We start from the raw sequence: 17,635 nt of genomic DNA, 5'->3' as shown, positions 1-17,635 counted from the left end.
CAAAGGAACAACACAAGCCGTTCCAGACACCCAACAATATGACAAACCAAGAACAAACAACAATTCACATCAACCACTGGTGTTGATCATCCACCACACCAACCCCACACCAATCGTGGGGCACGGTCCGTGAACTACCCAGATGAAAATAATGAAAATATAACTCCTTAGAAAGGAGGTGATCCAGCCGCACCTTCCGGTACGGCTACCTTGTTACGACTTCGTCCCAATCGCCGATCCCACCTTCGACAGCTCCCTAACGAGTTTGGGCCACTGGCTTCGGGTGTTACCAACTTTCATGACGTGACGGGCGGTGTGTACAAGGCCCGGGAACGTATTCACCGCAGCGTTGCTGATCTGCGATTACTAGCGACTCCGACTTCATGGAGTCGAGTTGCAGACTCCAATCCGAACTGAGACCGGCTTTCAGGGATTAGCTCCACCTCACGGTATCGCGACCCTCTGTACCGACCATTGTAGCATGTGTGAAGCCCTGGACATAAGGGGCATGATGATTTGACGTCATCCCCACCTTCCTCCGAGTTAACCCCGGCAGTCTCTCGCGAGTCCCCACCATAACGTGCTGGCAACACAAGACAAGGGTTGCGCTCGTTGCGGGACTTAACCCAACATCTCACGACACGAGCTGACGACAACCATGCACCACCTGTATACAGACCACAAGGGAAACTACATCTCTGCAGCGATCCTGCATATGTCAAGCCCAGGTAAGGTTCTTCGCGTTGCATCGAATTAATCCACATGCTCCGCCGCTTGTGCGGGCCCCCGTCAATTCCTTTGAGTTTTAGCCTTGCGGCCGTACTCCCCAGGCGGGGCGCTTAATGCGTTAGCTACGGCACGGAAATCGTAGAAAGATCCCCACACCTAGCGCCCACCGTTTACGGCATGGACTACCAGGGTATCTAATCCTGTTCGCTACCCATGCTTTCGCTCCTCAGCGTCAGTTACTGCCCAGAGACCTGCCTTCGCCATCGGTGTTCCTCCTGATATCTGCGCATTTCACCGCTACACCAGGAATTCCAGTCTCCCCTACAGCACTCCAGTTATGCCCGTATCGCCTGCACGCCCGGAGTTAAGCCCCGGGATTTCACAGACGACGCGACAAACCACCTACGAGCTCTTTACGCCCAGTAATTCCGGACAACGCTCGCACCCTACGTATTACCGCGGCTGCTGGCACGTAGTTAGCCGGTGCTTCTTATCCAGGTACCGTCACCACAAGTGGCTTCTTCCCTAGCGAAAGAGGTTTACAACCCGAAGGCCGTCATCCCTCACGCGGCGTCGCTGCATCAGGCTTGCGCCCATTGTGCAATATTCCCCACTGCTGCCTCCCGTAGGAGTCTGGGCCGTGTCTCAGTCCCAATGTGGCCGTACACCCTCTCAGGCCGGCTACCCGTCGTCGCCTTGGTAGGCCATTACCCCACCAACAAGCTGATAGGCCGCGGGCTCATCTTGTACCGAAAAAACTTTCCACCACACACACTAAAGCATGGTCCTATCCGGTATTAGACCCAGTTTCCCAGGCTTATCCCGAAGTACAAGGCAGATCACCCACGTGTTACTCACCCGTTCGCCACTCGAGTACCCCTGCAAGCAAGGGCCTTTCCGTTCGACTTGCATGTGTTAAGCACGCCGCCAGCGTTCGTCCTGAGCCAGGATCAAACTCTCCATAAGAACATTGTTTCAGAACAAAGAGCCTGAACAACTGGCAAAATAACCAAAAATTACTGACAAAAAATCAAAACATTCATCATCAGACCCCCACCCACAAAAACAATAAGTAGGGGATTACGCACCACAATATTTAACGCGGCGGCGTTACCCACCCGCGCTGGCACGAACCACACCAACCACACACCCATAAACGGCATGCGACCATGCGGCCAACGATGAACAATCAACAAGGTTGAAAAAAATAATCATTCAACAGCACACAACAACACAAAACATGCCATCATGCACTGCACTTGGTTCATCACACTATTGAGTTCTCAAACAACTTACGCACACAACAAACCACCCACACCCACAAGATGTGGAGCTCATCGTGACAGGAATCCGAGCTTATACCAACCACACGCTACAAAGCAAATCCGTGGCGAACAGGATGTAAACACTCGGTGAACACCACTGCTACTTCAATGGAAACCGTCAGGGCCGTTGTCCTGCCGCACACCCACCACATCACCCAAGAACAATCTCGGTAACTATTGTGGTCACGGTCGCGGTGTCGGTCGCGCTGACTCGAATAAATCTACACACCCCACCACCAACACACAAATCCCCAGCTCACGCCCCACAAACACCACCCAACAACCACACACCATGATGGCGTCGAACCACAAAGAAGCCGAACCACCAACCAAAACGGAACGGCCACCCCGAAGGCCAGCTACTCGGAGCGGCGCTCCACGTGCGCACCCAGCGCATTGAGCTGCTCCGGGAAATCCGGGTAGCCACGGTCGATGTGGTAGACGTCGTGCACCACCGTCTCCCCCTCGGCGACCAGGCCAGCGAGCACTAGGCCCGCACCGGCGCGAATGTCGGAGCTCCACACCGGCGCAGACGATAACGTGCGCCCACCGCGGATCACCACATGGTGACCGTCAATGGAGGCATCGGCGCCAAGGCGCATCATCTCGTCGACGAAGCGGAACCGCGATTCGAAAATGTTCTCCGTGATCACGCTCAACCCCTGGCTCACCGTGCACAGCGCAATGGCCATGGGCTGCAGATCCGTGGGGAAGCCGGGGAACGGCAACGTCTGGTAATCAACGGCCACCGGCGGGGTGTTTTGCACCACGCGGAAGCCCGTCGGGTACGTCTCCACCTGCGCACCCGCCAGCTTCAGCTTCTCCAGCACGAAGTGCAGGTGCTGCGGGTTGATGCCGCCCACTGTGATGTCACCCTGGGTCATCGCCGCCGCATACGCCCACGTACCTGCAACGATGCGGTCACCGACCACCTCGTGCTGCGTGGGGCGCAGCGACTTCACGCCCTCAACAGTGATGGTGTTCGACCCGGCGCCCTCGATCTTCGCGCCCATCTCGGTGAGCATCATGCACAAGTCGACGATCTCGGGTTCGCGGGCGGCGTTGTCCAGCACGGTTGTGCCTTCGGCGAGGACCGACGCCGTCAGGATGTTTTCCGTTGCACCCACCGACGGGAAGTCCAGCTTGATCGTGGCTCCATGCAGCTCATCGGCTTCCGCGACCACGCAGCCGTGTTCGATGTGCGTGCGGGCGCCGAGCTTCTCCAAGCCAGATTGATGCATGTCGAGCGGGCGGGAGCCGATAGCATCGCCGCCGGGCAGGGCCACGCGGGCCTTGAGCCGGCGAGCGGTCAGGGGGCCCAGCACGGCCACCGAAGCGCGGAACTGACGGACGGCATCGAAATCCGCGTTGTACTCCACGACGGCTGGCGTGGTGATGTGGACGGTGGAGCCATCGAGCTCCACGTCGCAGCCGAGCCCGCGCAGAACATCGGCCATGTAGGGAACGTCTGCGATCTGCGGGCAGTTGGTCAGCGTGGTGGTGCCTTCTGCCAACAGTGCGGCGGACATGAGCTTGAGCACGCTGTTCTTGGCGCCGGATACCTTGACGGCGCCGGAGAGGCGGGCTCCTCCAGTAACTACAAAGGTGTCTTTCACAGGCACCAGCCTAGAGAAAAAGGCCGGGGTTGTCTCAGTTGGGTCGCACTAGACCCGAGGATCAGGGCAGGGCGGAACAGGGCAGAGCAGATCAGGGCAGGGCTCCGATGCGGCGCGCAGCGTTGACGGCTTCGTAACGGGTGTGCGCCCCGAGCTTGCGCATGACCGAGCGCAGGTAGCTCTTCACCGTCTCCGCACCAATGCCCATCTCGGCGGCGGCTTCCACATTGGTGTGCCCCAGGGCCACGCAGGCGAGAACGTCCAGCTCGCGTGCGGAGAGCTTCGTGGTTTGCTTCACCCGAACCGGGGAGACCATCTGATCGCAGAGGACCTCGAGGTCGCGGCGGAGAGTGTCATCATCCACGCGGTTAGCCAGCATGCGCAGCTTGCTGTGAGTAGCACGGACCTGCTCCCACTCCGCGCCAGACATCGTGCGGACCTGCTTCGGGTTGGGTGATGCGGCAGCGGCGGCGCGGCCACCGTCGCTCTTACGCAGGGCGTCGTTGACCGCGAGTTCCTGCTCGAGGCAGCGAGCGGTCATGGTGACCTCTTCCAACACCTTGTCCCCCATGCGGGCGCGGGAGTGCACCCCGCCGTACAGGACCCCCTTCATTTCCCGCGACACGATCACCGGCACGGCCACGATGGAGTGCAGCCCTTCGTCGCGCACCTGGCGGTCGAACTCGTGGGTGATGTACTTCGTACGGGTGTAGTCGGATACGCCCACGGGGCGGCGCGTGGTCATCACCCGGCCGCCGACACCCGCGCCGGCGTTGATCTCCAGGTTGTAGAGAGCGGGAGTGCGCAGTCCCACCCATTTGTTGATGTGCAGCTTCCCATCGTCCATGCACGTGCCGTACATGGTGACCGGGATTCCAGTGGCATTCTTTAAAGAATTGAGGGCAGAAATGATGACGTCTTCGTCCTCGCGTTGCCGCTGTTGGTCCACGTGCTCACTCCTCAAGAAGGGTCCCCGGGGATGCCCGGAGAATTGGTCTCCCCCAGTAAGGCCTCGGGAAGGGTTCGCCCATCTAGCAGTGCCCTGGCTACTGTAAAGCGGCCGCGAGCTGGGAAAACGGTTCTCGATGTGAAGCTCCGGCAGGTACCGGAACCCTCACCTCGGGGGTCTATTCTCAACCTGACGTCATGTCTGGGTTGAGTATAGAACAGACCCTAATTACCCCCAAAATTGCCCCCGCCTAAACGTGAAACGCTGTTCATCTTGCGGTTCGTAGCGCGGGCTCCTAGAGCCCGGCCCGGCTAGCGCTCCCGGCTAGCTCTGTCTGCTAGCTCTGCACCTGGTCGAGGCGGCGCACCCGCTCCAGCCCGTTTTCCACGGTCTGCTCGGAGCTCTCCAGCAGCTTCTTCGCCAGCTTGCCGCCGACGATCGGGATCTTCACGTTCGCCATAGCCTGGACGTTGACGGTGGTCTCGCTCGGTCCGGCCGGGACGAAGCTGAAAGTGGTGGACATCTCGCCCATCCCGTTGGGCAGCGGAGTATCGGAGATCATGCGGAAGGAACCATCCGCATCGGGCGCGCTCACGATGGTCGCCTGGGTGGTTTCCAGCCCGTTGCTGTCACCGTCACCGGTGGGCTCGTGCGGATCTTCGTTGAGGAGGCTCTCGGGCTGGTGCTCCTTCTCCTCCGTCGGGGTGTCGCTATCTTGTGGCGTCGCCGATGTCACAGTGACTAGGGCGCGGACTTCGCCGTCATCCCCCACCTGACGCTCCGCGTGCAGGATCTCAACGGTGGACTCGGTAATCATCTCGTCGGTGGTGGTGAGGTACTGCTCGGAGGTCACAATCTGATGGACCCGCTCGATGGGCAGGTCCACACTGCTGGAGAATTCCTTAGTCTTTGCCATGGGCATTATTGTGCCATGACTCACTCCACTTGGCGCGGTGAGCAGCCGTTAGCGGTTCTTCCACTCTGGCTTGCGCTTTTCCACGAACGCGGTCATGCCCTCGGTCTGATCTTCGGTGTCGAAGAGCTTCCAGAATTGCTGGCGCTCCGCCTCCACGCCGTCGGTGAGGGTGGTTTGGTAGGCCTCATCAACCATGGCGGTGGCCGCTGCGGTGGCCACATGGGACATGCCGGCGACCTTCTCCGCGACCTTCTGCACCTCGTCGAAGAAGCCTTCGGCAGGCAGAATGCGGGATACGAGCCCGGCGCGCTCGGCTTCCTCAGCGTCCATCATGCGACCGGTGAGGATGAGGTCCATGGCCTTGTACTTACCGACCGCGCGGGTGAGGCGCTGGGTGCCGCCCATGCCGGGGATGATGCCCAGGGTGATCTCCGGCTGGCCGAACTTGGCGGTTTCGCTGGCCAAGAGGATGTCTCCGAGCATTGCGACCTCGCAGCCGCCGCCGAGGGCGAAGCCGGAGACTGCGGTGATAATCGGGGTGCTGAGCTGCGCGATGGTCTCCCATTCAGCGAACATGCGCTTCTCCGCGACCTCGGGGTAGGTCTCTTCCTTCATTTCTTTGATGTCCGCGCCGGCGGCGAAGGCCTTTTCGCTGCCGGTGATGACGATCGCGCCGATCTCGCCGTCCTTATCGAAGCCGGTGGCGGCATCGACCACATCCTTCAGCACCTGGCTATTGAGCGCGTTGAGCGCCTTCGGCCGGTTGAGGATGATGGTTGCCACGTTGTTCTTGACGGACGTTTCAATGGTCTCGTAGGTGCTCATGGTTGCCATTGTTGCAAAATCCGCAGTGCGGGGTGGGCCTTTTCGTCTCGACGCCACCAGCTCCTCCCCCGCCCCGGCACCCAGCTCGGGGGATGGCAGTTGTGCGCATGCGGGGAGGTGCTGGCTGGAAGCTGGCGCTTGGCGGTTTCGCACGAAGTTCTGCAAAAAGCATCACGTCGCCCGCAGCACACTGCTAGCTTTCGATTTGTGAACAAAAAAAGACGTTTCATCGCAGGTTTCGTATCCATCGCGTCCTCGATCGCGCTCGCAACGTCGGCTGTGACCGCTCCGATGGCAGCAGCGCAGACTGAAGGATCCACGCTGTCGTCCGAGCCGGTGCCGCTGGTGCCGGGTTCTTCGATCCACACGGGCACGCCGGGCAGCAGTTTCAACCCGGAAGATCCCTTCTACGCCACCCCGGCCGAGATCCCCTCGCAGCCGGGCACGGTGATCCGCACTCAGCCGGCTCCCCACGCGCTGGACGTCACGGGCGCGCCCGGTCCAGGGCAGGCGACGAAGATCCTGTACAGCACCCGCACGCAGGACGATAAGCCCATCACGGCCAGCGGTTATGTCATCGAGCCCGTCAATCCGTGGCAGGGCCCGGGGCCGGTGCCCACCTTGGTATTCGCACCGGGCACCCGCGGCCAGGCTGATGTGTGCGCTCCTTCCCGCGCTGCAGGCTTGGTCGCGAACGCGGATCTTCGCAACGGCGCCATCAATATCAATTACGAGTTGCCCACGATGTACCTCGCCTCGGCGTTGGGCATGCGCGTTGTCTCCGCCGACCTGATCGGCTTGGGCACCCCGGGCATGCACACGTACATGAACCGCGCGGAACAGGCTCACGCTATTCTCGACGCCGCCAGGGCCGGCCTCGCCGCCGCCGGCGTGCCAGCCGATTCGCCCGTTGGGTTGTACGGGTACTCCCAGGGTGGCGGTGCCTCTGCAGCCGGCGCGGAGCTCGCCGGTGAGTACGCCCCAGATCTGAACATGAAGGGCAGCTACGCGGGTGCCGTGCCCGCTGACTTGAGCCAGGTTGTCAACGCGGTGGATAGCCACCTCATTGCCGGCGTGCTGGGGTACACCCTCAATGGCTACCTCGAGCGTCGCCCCGATCTCGCCTACCTCAAGGACGAGTACTTCAACGACAAGGGCAAGGCATTCTTGGAGGCCACGAAGGATCGGTGCATCATCGACTCGGCCGTGACGTGGGGGCTGACGGACACCCGCACGCTGACCAAGACCGGCGAATCCTTCGGCGAGCTCCTTCAGCGTCTGCCGGAGCTGCACGAGATCATCGAAGAGCAGCGCATCGGCAAGCGCCCGCTCAACGCCCCGATGATGGTGGTCGCAGGTCGGCACGATGACACGATCCCCTACGGCCAGGTGCGCGACATGGCGAAGTCCTACTGCGAGCAGGGTGGCAAGGTGTGGTTCGTCACCGACGAGACACCCGAGGTGCTTCCGAAGTCTGCCCTCAACCACGCGATCCCCATGCTGGCTGAGACCCCTGCCTCGCTGGCCTACATGGTCAGCCGGTTTAAGGGCGAGCCCGCGCCGTCCAACTGCGGGGAGTTCTAACTTCCTGGGCTGTCCTGCCCCACTGGGTTTTCTCTGCCTCACTGGACTGCCCTGCGTAGTAACACTTATGCAGCGCTCCATATCGCTTTGTCGGCGATATGGAGCGCTGCGCTCGTTGTACCACTGTGTGACATACACGACGCGAGGGCCCGGAATGAGGTGGTGTTGGGGATTCGTGGTGGCGTCGGGAAAAAGAGTGTAGGCTATGCCGCAGGCAACAAATAGACCGATCAGTCTGCACTCGACGCGAGTGCCGAAAGGAAGATCAATCGTGGCAAAGATCTACGACAACATCACCGACCTCGTCGGCCACACTCCCCTCGTGAAGGCCAGCAAGCTGACCGAGGGCCTGGGCGCAACCGTGCTGTTTAAGCTGGAATCCGCCAACCCCGGCAACTCCGTCAAGGACCGCATCGGTAAGGCCATCATCGAGGCCGCTGAAAAGGACGGCTCCCTCAAGCCCGGTGGCACCATCGTGGAGGCTACCTCCGGCAACACCGGCATCGCACTGGCCATGGTTGGTGCAGCCAAGGGCTACAAGGTCGTGCTGACCATGCCCGAGACCATGTCCAACGAGCGTCGCATCATGCTCCGTGCCCTGGGCGCCGAGCTGGTCCTGACCCCCGGTGCAGGCGGAATGCAGGGCGCCGTGGACAAGGCCAACGAAATCGTTGAGTCCACTGACAACGCCATCCTGGCTCGCCAGTTCTCCAACCCGGCCAACCCCGAGGTCCACTACAACACCACCGGCCCGGAGATCTGGGAAGACACCGATGGCGATGTAGACATCTTCGTTTCCGGCATCGGTACCGGCGGCACCGTCTCCGGCGCATCCAAGTACCTCAAGGAGAAGTCCGACAAGGTCGAGATCGTGGGCGTGGAGCCCGCCGACTCCCCGCTGCTCACCGAGGGCCGCTTCGGCCCCCACAAGATCCAGGGCCTGGGCACCAACTTCTTCCCGGAGAACCTCAACAAGGACATCCTGGATCGCGTGACCGACGTGCCGCTGGACAAGGCCATCTCCACCGCCCGCGAGCTGGCCGCCAAGGAAGGCATCCTGGCTGGTATCTCCTCCGGTGCTGCTGTGTGGGCTGCGCTGGAAGAGGCCAAGAAGCCGGAGAACGAGGGCAAGACCATCGTCGTTATCGTCTGCGACTTTGGTGAGCGCTACGTGTCCACCGTTCTGTTCGACGACCTGCGCGACTAGATTTCCAGCCTTCGTTGCATGGAGCATGCATGGAATGTGCATGGGAGACCCCGATGAGGCACGCTGAGCTGTAGTGGCTTGGTTGGGAGGCCTCATCGGGGTTCTCCTCACCTGAGGCCGTGTGGCTGATGTAGCTGAAGTAGCTAAGGTGGTTAGAGCGACAGCTGTTGGTGACTCAGTGCCGGTGTCTCGGTGTCGTTGTCTTAGTGCCGTTGGCTCGAGCATCAGCAACGAGACTGAAGACCGGCGCAACACCCACGTAGTCTCACAAAACCCGCAAAGACCCGTAAATACCCCCAAAGACCCACGTACCCGACTGCAGAAAGACCCTAGACTGTGAGCATTCTCGGCAGAATCCGCGAAGACCTCGCCAACGCCCGGGAACACGACCCGGCCGCCCGCGGTGACGTAGAAAACGCCATCGTGTACTCCGGCCTCCACGCGATCTGGTCCCACCGGGTTGCGCACGCACTGTGGACCCGAGGAATGAAGGGCCCCGCCCGCATCCTGTCGCAGCTGACCCGTGCGCTCACCGGCGTGGAGATCCACCCCGGCGCAACCATCGGCCGCCGCTTCTTCATTGATCACGGTATGGGCGTGGTGATTGGCGAAACCGCGGAAATCGGCGACGACGTGATGCTGTACCACGGCGTGACCCTCGGCGGCTCGGAGCTCGTTCAATGCAAGCGCCACCCCACCATCGGCAATGGCGTGATGATCGGCGCCGGCGCGAAGGTTCTGGGCCCCATCACCATCGGTGAGGGCTCTGCAATCGGTGCGAATGCCGTGGTGACCAAGGACGCCCCGCCGCACTCCATCCTCACCGGCATCCCGGCAAAGATCCGCCCGCGCAAGCCGGAGCAGAACACTCCCCTAGTCGACGCTGTCAAGTGGGTCGACGATATGCAAAATAATATTTAGGCGGGCTTGTGGCGTCGAATATAGGCGCCCCCAGCCGACCCTCCCGCTAGCGGGACGAGCGGTAACAAACCGTTCGAGAACTAACCCTGATGAACCATGTCCTGGAAATCAGGGTTCTTTTCAATGAAGCCCTCGACGGCGGAGCACGTGGGGATCACCGAGTAACCCGCTTCGCGAGTGGACTCCAGCGCCTCCATGATCAGCGGCTTGGACAGGCCCTGCCCGCGGTAGTCGGGGTTCACGACGGTGTGGTGGAACTCGCGGACGTCGTCGCCGACATTCTTGTATTCGGCGAAACCGGCCTCATTGCCGTCGACCTCGATGACAAATCGGGAATTGGACTCGTCGTTTACGACCTTCTTCATGAGTAATGTGCTCCTCTCGCGCCTGCCTGGGGTCTTTCCCCGCGTCCGGCGCAGTGACGTGATGACGCGTTCCTCCATTATGACAACTTTGGCGGGTGTGTGGTGTTGGGTGTGTTGGGGTTGTTGTAGCGCTTCGCCGGGTCCGGGTAGCGCTCATCGGGGTTGATAGCGCTTAGCGGCGGGTTAGCCCCCTTTTTTGGTTCGACGCCACCAGCTTGCCGTTCGTTGGGTTGGGTTCGGGTGGTTGCAGGTAGTGCCTGCACAGGCATTCTGGGCGCTCGCTGCATCGCCTGTGCCCGCATCACCCTCATCCAGACAGAGCGACCGGATATTTTTCGAAAATGTTACCGAAACCCCTTGCCGGGGGTCGCACACGCCTGTACTATAGAAACCAACAACACCACACGGGGACGCCACACCACGGGGAAACACCAAACAACATCCAGACATGCTGGCTTTTAGCAGGTATGTCGGGGTTTATTCCCGGTGTGTCACGGATACAGCAAGACCATAGTAGGGGAATCATTCAGGGGGAAGGTCACCATGACCACCACACCACACACCACAGAGCCAACCAGAACAGACGAACACACAAACGATACCGCTAGCGACTTAACTACTCATGTTGATGTCATCGAAGCATCCATGACAGCGGTCACCGACATCCTCACCACCCCCACCGCCGAGTTGTTCCACACCCACCGCACCGACATCATCCGACTGTTGAAAACCATCAGCCACACCGACACCCTCTACGCCGCATTCGCTTACGCCGCCCACGAAGCGGGAGTCTCCCGCGAGGCGGGCACGACACGAACCTCGACCTACCTCGCTAGGTTGTTGGACACCTCCGAATACCAAGCCCGTCAGTGGATCAACCTCGGGATAAGCCTGTACAAACCACCCGAACCACCCAAAGATGACGGCGACGGGGATGCCAGCGACAGCACCGCTGAAGACCCGGGCGACAACGGTGACACCGACGATGCCCAGAACCGTGCCGACCAACTCGCCGAACGCCGCCGGGCACACGAGGCCCACCAAGCCCACCTCGCCGCCCAAGCACAGGCACGGAAACAAGCCCGCAAGCTCTCTGATGCGAAACTGGCGGAGATCAACCGCGAACTCGAACACCTCCACCCCAGCCTGCACCACGAGCATCACCACATCCTGCTCGACAACGCCACCACCATGGCAACCACCACCACCGTCGACGACCTGAAACTCCACCTGCGCACCCAAGTCCGCACGTTGAATAGCACTGTGGTGGATCCCACCGCTGACTACCGGGCACGCAAACTCGTCTGGTCACCCGCCGACACCCACGGCAACATCCGCCTCACCGCCGTCCTCCCCCGCACCGGGCACGCGCTGTTGGAAACACTGATGTCCCCAGCACGGCTAGCGGCCTTCGACCGCAGCCGTGGGGTGAACACAGACGAGGACCGTAGAACCATGGCTCAACGCAGGGCGGATGTGTTCATGTCCATGTTGGAAACCTGGGCCGAGGATGCTGACGCCGCCACCGCCCCACGCACACGGGGGTTGGCCTCTTTGGTGGTGGCACTGTCCGCCAAAGACCTCACTACGCTGCCCACAGATACGGGTAGTGCTCCTGGCTCCATTAATGCCGGCGCCGATGCAGCTTGTGCCACCGCTACCAACACGGGCAGTGCTGCGAGTGCCAACGATGCCGACACAGGCTCACCACTACCGGTGTCCGGAGAATCACTGAATGCACCTAGTGTGTGGTTTCCCACCAACACGAATGCCCGGCTGCACCCGATCGATATTCTCCGGTTGGGGTTGGCTGAGCATGATCTGGGGGTGGTTCTCGATCCGGATTCCGGACGCGCCCTCACTGCCGCGCGGATGAAGCGGCACGCCACGGTGGAGCAGAAGCTCATGCTCGTGGCTGAGCAGCTGTGTTGTGCGTATCCGGGGTGTAACCGGGCTGCGGTGGACTGCGATGTCCACCACATCACAGCCTGGTCCCATGGGGGACGCACGAGCATTGATAATTTGACGTTGTTGTGTCGGACGCATCATCGGATGAATAGGGATCAGCATGATGGTGGTGCCGGTATGGGCCATGCCGAGGTTGATCCGGATTCCGGACGCGTCGGCTGGAGGGAAGCCCGCCACACTCATGAGGGCTTACCGGACCTGCCTGGGGCACCACCACCAACAACCCCAACAGGAACCGATCCATCACCGCCTGGGTCACCGTCCACCGAACCCCCGGGGTCGGGCACGCGCGTGCGCCCGCGTCCGCATCCTCGGTTGAGTGACACGGTTGTGGTGAATACGTCCACCACCGCCAGCCAAGCCCCCGGAGCCAAGGTGCCGGACCAGGCCTGGGGCAGCACGGAGGTCCAGGCACTGTTCGACCCACCACAACCCCCACGACGCCACAGTGATCGGGCATCATGACCAACCGCCGACACCCAGCAACCCAGCACCGAGCGCCACCCGACCTCAAACCCGAACCAAACCAATCCGAGCCGATCCGGAATCCGGACGCAACCACACTGCCGAGCTGCCAAGCCCCAACCAGCAAGGAGCAGAAGGAGATTCGATCCTTGAACGACTTCGCGCCGCTCCCCCAGAGAGGCAAACGAAAAACCCACCGCGGGAATCCATTCCACGCGGCGGGTCTCACCGTGGCCAGAGCCGGGATCGAACCGGCGACCTTTCACTTTTCAGGCGAACGCTCTACCGACTGAGCTATCTGGCCTCGAAATCATGCTCAACACTGATTGAAGAGATTCCGAAGCGACCCTGACGGGACTTGAACCCGCGACCTCCGCCGTGACAGGGCGGCGCGCTAACCAACTGCGCCACAGGGCCACACGCACGCATTTCCCTTACGGGAATCGCTTGTGCACGAGACGTTACTCTACACAGTCCATGCCACTTCATCCAAATCCACAGGTAGCGCATACCAAGACCGATAAGTCGTCTACTTTCTCAGACAAGCACGCAAGCCATTTCTACACTTCACCGACCTTCGCGCCCGACGAAAACTAACCAGACGAAACTAGGTGTACGAATCATCTAACGCAGGCTAGGAGGAGCCCCTCCCCCAACCAGTACGCAGCCAAGGACGCGGCACCTACACGCTCGATACCGACCTAGAACCGACCTAGAGCCAACCAATCCCAAACTCGACTACCCCAGAACTGACCAACATCAGAACGCCCCAAAAATCAACCAACACCAGAGGAGCCGCCGCCCGCCGAGACACAAAAGAAGCGTGGCCATCGATAGCAATCTATCGACCAACCACGCTTCTCGCCGTAATGGCGACCCTGACGGGACTTGAACCCGCGACCTCCGCCGTGACAGGGCGGCGCGCTAACCAACTGCGCCACAGGGCCGTACTCCCAACGGGATTCGAACCCGTGTTACCGCCGTGAAAGGGCGGGGTCCTAGGCCTCTAGACGATGGGAGCCCACAAACTAAACACGCATCGGCGTTTAGCAGCCCGCTTAGTTTAAAACAGGTCAATCAATTCCTACAAATCGCTATTCCACCTGCAGCAATCCCCCAGCGCTCCTCCGCTGCAAGTCCCCAGCGATCCTCCGCTGCAAGTCCCCAGCGATCCTCCGCTGCAAATCCCCGACCACCCCAGCCACCCCAGCCACCCCAGCCACTCCAGCAATCTCCTGCAATCTCCTTGCCGTCCCCAGCGCTCCCCCACTGCAAGCCCAGATCACCCATTGGCCTAGGCAGCCGTGGGGTGGCGCCGAAAGAAAAGACAGAGAAAAAACAGTGAAAAGGAAAAGCAACAACAAAGAACAGAAAAAGGGCCACAGCACAGGAAAACCCCGCCCATCCCGGCGCGCGCCGAGGGGCGGGGAATCCCAACCGAAAACTGTGGGCCCTGTGGGGCTCGAACCCACGACCTGCGGATTAAAAGTCCGTAGCTCTACCAACTGAGCTAAAGGCCCAACGAGGAACAATCATAACCAATACAGGGAGCCGGAAGAAAACCGCCCCTCCACACACAGCAGAGAGACGGTTACGCAGCTCCAGGGGACCGCCGCAGCCACGCCAGCAACAGCGGCAGCATCAACGCAACAGCAGCAACAGCAGCAACAGCAGCCGCATCGGCGAATAGGCGACTCCTAAGCGTCGCCCTTCATGGAGCCCTTCTCCGCCAAGTTGATGTGGAAATCAAAGGCGGTCTTCAGATCGTGCGGGGTCTGCATGTAGTGACCCTCAGCGGTGGCACGCTCGTAGTACTCCTCCAGCAGCGGACGGTAATCCGGGTGAGCGATCGCGATCATCTTCTTCACGCGGTCGCGCGGTGCCAGGCCACGCAGGTCGGCGTAGCCGTGCTCAGTGATGATCACCATGGCGTCGTGCTCCGTGTGGTCGATGTGCGAGGCGAACGGCACGATGGCGGAGATGGCGCCGTCCTTCGCGATCGACGGGGAGATGAAGGAGGACAGGTAGGCGTTGCGGGTGAAGTCGCCGGAGCCGCCGATGCCGTTCATGATGCGGGAACCGGAGACGTTGGTGGAGTTCACGTTGCCGTAGATGTCCGCCTCGATCATGCCGTTGGAGGCGATCAGGCCCGTGCGGCGCACAACCTCGGGGTGGTTGGAGATCTGCTGCGGGCGCAGGATGATGTGATCGCGGTAGCGCTTAGCCTCAGCGTTCATCTTCTCCGCGTAGTCAGGCGACAGCGCGAAGGAGGTTGCGGAAGCCACGGTCATCTTGCCGGCGTCGATGAGGTCCAGCATGCCGTCCTGGATCACCTCGGTGTAGGCCTGGATGTTCTCGAACTTCGAGTCCAGCAGTCCCGCCATCACAGCGTTGGGCACGTTGCCCACGCCGGACTGCATGATGTACTGGTCGTACTTCAGGCGACCGGCCTTGACCTCGCCCTCGAGCAGGTCCAGGAAGTGCCCGGCGATCTTCTTGGAGGTGTCGTCGATCGGCTTGAACGGTGCGTTGCGGTCCGGAGCGTCGGTCTTCACCACGGCGACGACCTTGTTCTGATCCACCGGGATGAAGGGGGTGCCGATGCGGTCGCCGGGGCGGTTGATCGGGATGGGGGTGCGGTTCGGCAGCTTCGGCACGCTGTAGATGTCGTGCATGCCCTCGAGGTCGAGGGACTGCCACTCGTTGACCTCGATGATGATCTTGTCCGCGGCGTTGAGGTATTCAACGTTGTTGCCGACTGCGGAGGAAGGGATGATGTTGCCTTCCTCGTTGATGCGCACGGCCTCGATGATGGCGACCTGGAAGTCGCCGAAGAAGCCCTGCTCCACCTGCAGGCCCATGTGGGAGAGGTGGATGTCCTGGTACTTCATCTCAGCGCCGTTGATCTTCTTACGCATCACCGGGTCGGACTGGTAAGGCGCGCGGTAGCGGATTGCATCGGCCTCGGCCAAGACGCCGTCGCAGTCGGGTGCGGTGGAGGCGCCCGTGAAGACGTCGATGGCGAACTCATCACCGCGCTCGTGAGCGGCCTTTGCCTTGTTGGCGATGGCGGTGGGCATGGCCTTCGGGTAGCCAGCTCCCGTGAATCCGGACATACCCACCTTGTCGCCGTTGTTGACAAACTGAGCAGCCTCGTCGGCCGACATGACCTTGGACTTGTAGAACTCGTTGGCGATGCGTTCAGACATCGTTGTTTTCCTCCTAAAGATGAATGTGCCGCTGGAGCCCAGCTCAGACATGCGCCTGAAACCTATGAAATTACAACCAAAACCGCAGGTTAGGGCCACACAGCTTCTTTCCCCACCCTACCGAATCCCGATTCGGTGTGCTCGGGGTCACTCCCCCATTTTTGCTTCTTTCCTTTTCGACGCCACCAGACTCCGCTTTGTCACATACCCCCGCTGGGTGCGAAAATAGCCGCTGTGACTATGGCTGTGACGACGACTAAAACTGATGCTGCGACAATGAGCGCCGATGCCCCCGCCCTGAGCATCGGTTCCCTCGACCTGTCCTCCCCGGTGGTGCTGGCCCCCATGGCGGGCGTGACCAACGTTGCGTTCCGCACCCTTTGCCGGGAGCAGGAGCGCGAGCGGATGGGATCGGTCGCCGGCCTATACGTGTGCGAGATGGTAACGGCGCGGGCCCTCGTGGAGCGCAATCCGAAGACCCTGCACATGACCACGTTCGCCCCAGACGAGGATCCGCGCAGCTTGCAGCTCTACACCACCGATCCGAAGTACACGTATGAAGCCGCGAAGATGATCGTCGACGAAAACCTCGCCGATCACATTGACATGAACTTCGGTTGCCCGGTGCCGAAGGTAACGCGTCGCGGCGGTGGATCGGCGCTGCCGTATAAGCGCAGGCTGTTCGGCAACATCGTGGCCGCGGCGGTCAAGGCGACCGAGGGCACAGACATTCCAGTGACGGTGAAGTTCCGCGTGGGCATCGATGATGAGCACCATACCCACCTCGACGCCGGGCGCATCGCCGCCGACGAGGGCGCGGCCGCCGTGGCCCTGCACGCGCGCACTGCAGCGCAGCGCTATTCCGGTTCGGCCGATTGGTCCCATATCGCGCGTCTTGTGGAGCACATGGATGGCCGCGTGCCGGTTCTGGGTAACGGTGACATCTTTAAGGCCACGGATGCGCAGGCCATGATGGAGCAGACTGGATGCGACGGCGTGGTCGTGGGACGAGGTTGCCTGGGCCGGCCGTGGCTATTCGCCGAGCTATCTGCTGCCCTGCGGGGGCTGCCGATTCCACAGGAGCCGACGTTCGGCGAAGTTGCGCAGATCATCATGCGGCACGCTGAGCTGCTCGCCGAACACGACGGCGAGCGCAAGGCCTGCCGCGACCTGCGCAAGCACATGACGTGGTACCTGCGTGGCTTCCCCGCAGGAGGTGACTTGAGGCGGGCTCTATCAACGATCGACAGCCTCAGCGACCTGCGTGAAAGGCTGGAACCGGTGTGGGATTCCACCGCGATGGCCGAGGACGCGGACGGTGCCCGCGGGCGGCAGGGCTCCCCCGCGAAGGTGGCTCTGCCCGAGGGATGGCTGGACGATCCGGAGGATGACACCGTGCCCGAGGGCGCGGACATCATGCACAGCGGTGGCTAAGGCTACTTAAGCGTCACATTGGGTCGTTGCAGGTGAGGATGCTTCTCCAGCTATTCGCGGATGGGCGCAGTAAGAAGCTGCGGACGGGCGTAGTTGGAAGCTAGCGAGATCGAGAAAAATCC

The 17,635-nt window shown here is 61.2% G+C and carries 11 protein-coding genes, 5 tRNA genes and 1 rRNA gene; 5 read left to right on the top strand and 12 right to left on the bottom strand.

Going from position 1 to position 17,635, the window contains the following annotated elements:
* Positions 1-171: 171 nt before the first annotated feature.
* The 5 genes from LA343_RS04335 to LA343_RS04315 form a co-directional block, all read right to left on the bottom strand.
* Positions 172-1,695 (bottom strand): 16S ribosomal RNA (locus LA343_RS04335).
* 718 nt (positions 1,696-2,413) lie between these two features.
* Positions 2,414-3,670, bottom strand: coding sequence for a UDP-N-acetylglucosamine 1-carboxyvinyltransferase (gene murA / locus LA343_RS04330; RefSeq protein WP_025402134.1), 1,257 nt, complete (start codon positions 3,668-3,670; stop codon positions 2,414-2,416).
* A gap of 91 nt (positions 3,671-3,761) precedes the next feature.
* Complete coding sequence (gene ramA / locus LA343_RS04325; RefSeq protein WP_025402133.1) at positions 3,762-4,619, bottom strand: acetate metabolism transcriptional regulator RamA; 858 nt, start codon at positions 4,617-4,619, stop codon at positions 3,762-3,764.
* A gap of 337 nt (positions 4,620-4,956) precedes the next feature.
* Positions 4,957-5,535 carry a DUF2505 family protein gene (locus LA343_RS04320; RefSeq protein WP_025402132.1) on the bottom strand — a complete coding sequence of 193 codons (579 nt, stop codon included), beginning with the start codon at positions 5,533-5,535 and terminating at the stop codon, positions 4,957-4,959.
* A gap of 48 nt (positions 5,536-5,583) precedes the next feature.
* A complete protein-coding gene (locus tag LA343_RS04315; protein WP_025402131.1) occupies positions 5,584-6,369 on the bottom strand; it encodes an enoyl-CoA hydratase-related protein in 786 nt (261 codons plus the stop codon).
* A gap of 198 nt (positions 6,370-6,567) precedes the next feature.
* On the opposite strand from LA343_RS04315, the gene LA343_RS04310 reads away from it, so the two are divergent.
* The 3 genes from LA343_RS04310 (at position 6,568) to epsC (ending at position 10,072) form a co-directional block, all read left to right on the top strand.
* Positions 6,568-7,944, top strand: a complete 1,377-nt coding sequence (locus LA343_RS04310) for a lipase family protein (protein ID WP_025402130.1) — start codon at positions 6,568-6,570, stop codon at positions 7,942-7,944.
* Between the two features lie 271 nt (positions 7,945-8,215).
* Positions 8,216-9,151, top strand: coding sequence for a cysteine synthase A (gene cysK / locus LA343_RS04305; protein ID WP_025402129.1), 936 nt, complete (start codon positions 8,216-8,218; stop codon positions 9,149-9,151).
* Positions 9,152-9,487: 336 nt separating this feature from the next.
* Positions 9,488-10,072, top strand: coding sequence for a serine O-acetyltransferase EpsC (gene epsC, locus LA343_RS04300; RefSeq protein ID WP_025402128.1), 585 nt, complete (start codon positions 9,488-9,490; stop codon positions 10,070-10,072).
* An 80-nt stretch (positions 10,073-10,152) separates the two neighbouring features.
* Here the strand turns inward: epsC and LA343_RS04295 are convergent, their stop codons facing one another.
* Positions 10,153-10,437 carry a GNAT family N-acetyltransferase gene (locus tag LA343_RS04295; protein WP_025402127.1) on the bottom strand — a complete coding sequence of 95 codons (285 nt, stop codon included), beginning with the start codon at positions 10,435-10,437 and terminating at the stop codon, positions 10,153-10,155.
* A 543-nt stretch (positions 10,438-10,980) separates the two neighbouring features.
* Between LA343_RS04295 and LA343_RS04290 the strand changes: the two genes are divergently transcribed.
* A complete protein-coding gene (locus tag LA343_RS04290) occupies positions 10,981-12,870 on the top strand; it encodes an HNH endonuclease signature motif containing protein (RefSeq protein ID WP_081737267.1) in 1,890 nt (629 codons plus the stop codon).
* Positions 12,871-13,101: 231 nt separating this feature from the next.
* Here LA343_RS04290 and LA343_RS04285 read toward each other — a convergent pair.
* From LA343_RS04285 to LA343_RS04260, 6 genes are all read right to left on the bottom strand, one after another.
* Positions 13,102-13,174 (bottom strand) — tRNA-Phe (locus tag LA343_RS04285).
* A 39-nt stretch (positions 13,175-13,213) separates the two neighbouring features.
* Positions 13,214-13,287: transfer RNA gene (locus tag LA343_RS04280), tRNA-Asp, on the bottom strand.
* 453 nt (positions 13,288-13,740) lie between these two features.
* Positions 13,741-13,817: transfer RNA gene (locus LA343_RS04275), tRNA-Asp, on the bottom strand.
* Position 13,818: 1 nt separating this feature from the next.
* A tRNA-Glu gene (locus LA343_RS04270) sits at positions 13,819-13,891 on the bottom strand.
* A gap of 426 nt (positions 13,892-14,317) precedes the next feature.
* Positions 14,318-14,390: transfer RNA gene (locus LA343_RS04265), tRNA-Lys, on the bottom strand.
* Between the two features lie 177 nt (positions 14,391-14,567).
* Positions 14,568-16,079 (bottom strand): succinyl-CoA:acetate CoA-transferase ScpC, encoded by a 1,512-nt coding sequence (locus tag LA343_RS04260; protein ID WP_025402125.1) that lies wholly within the window; start codon positions 16,077-16,079, stop codon positions 14,568-14,570.
* A 276-nt stretch (positions 16,080-16,355) separates the two neighbouring features.
* Between LA343_RS04260 and dusB the strand changes: the two genes are divergently transcribed.
* The gene (gene dusB, locus LA343_RS04255; protein WP_025402124.1) at positions 16,356-17,513 is read left to right on the top strand and encodes a tRNA dihydrouridine synthase DusB; all 1,158 of its coding nucleotides are present in this window, start codon (positions 16,356-16,358) and stop codon (positions 17,511-17,513) included.
* Positions 17,514-17,635 lie beyond the last annotated feature (122 nt).

The sequence above is a fragment of the Corynebacterium falsenii genome, from assembly GCF_020099275.1.
Lineage (GTDB): Bacteria > Actinomycetota > Actinomycetes > Mycobacteriales > Mycobacteriaceae > Corynebacterium > Corynebacterium falsenii.
This window is presented reverse-complemented; position numbering and strand designations above follow the sequence as displayed.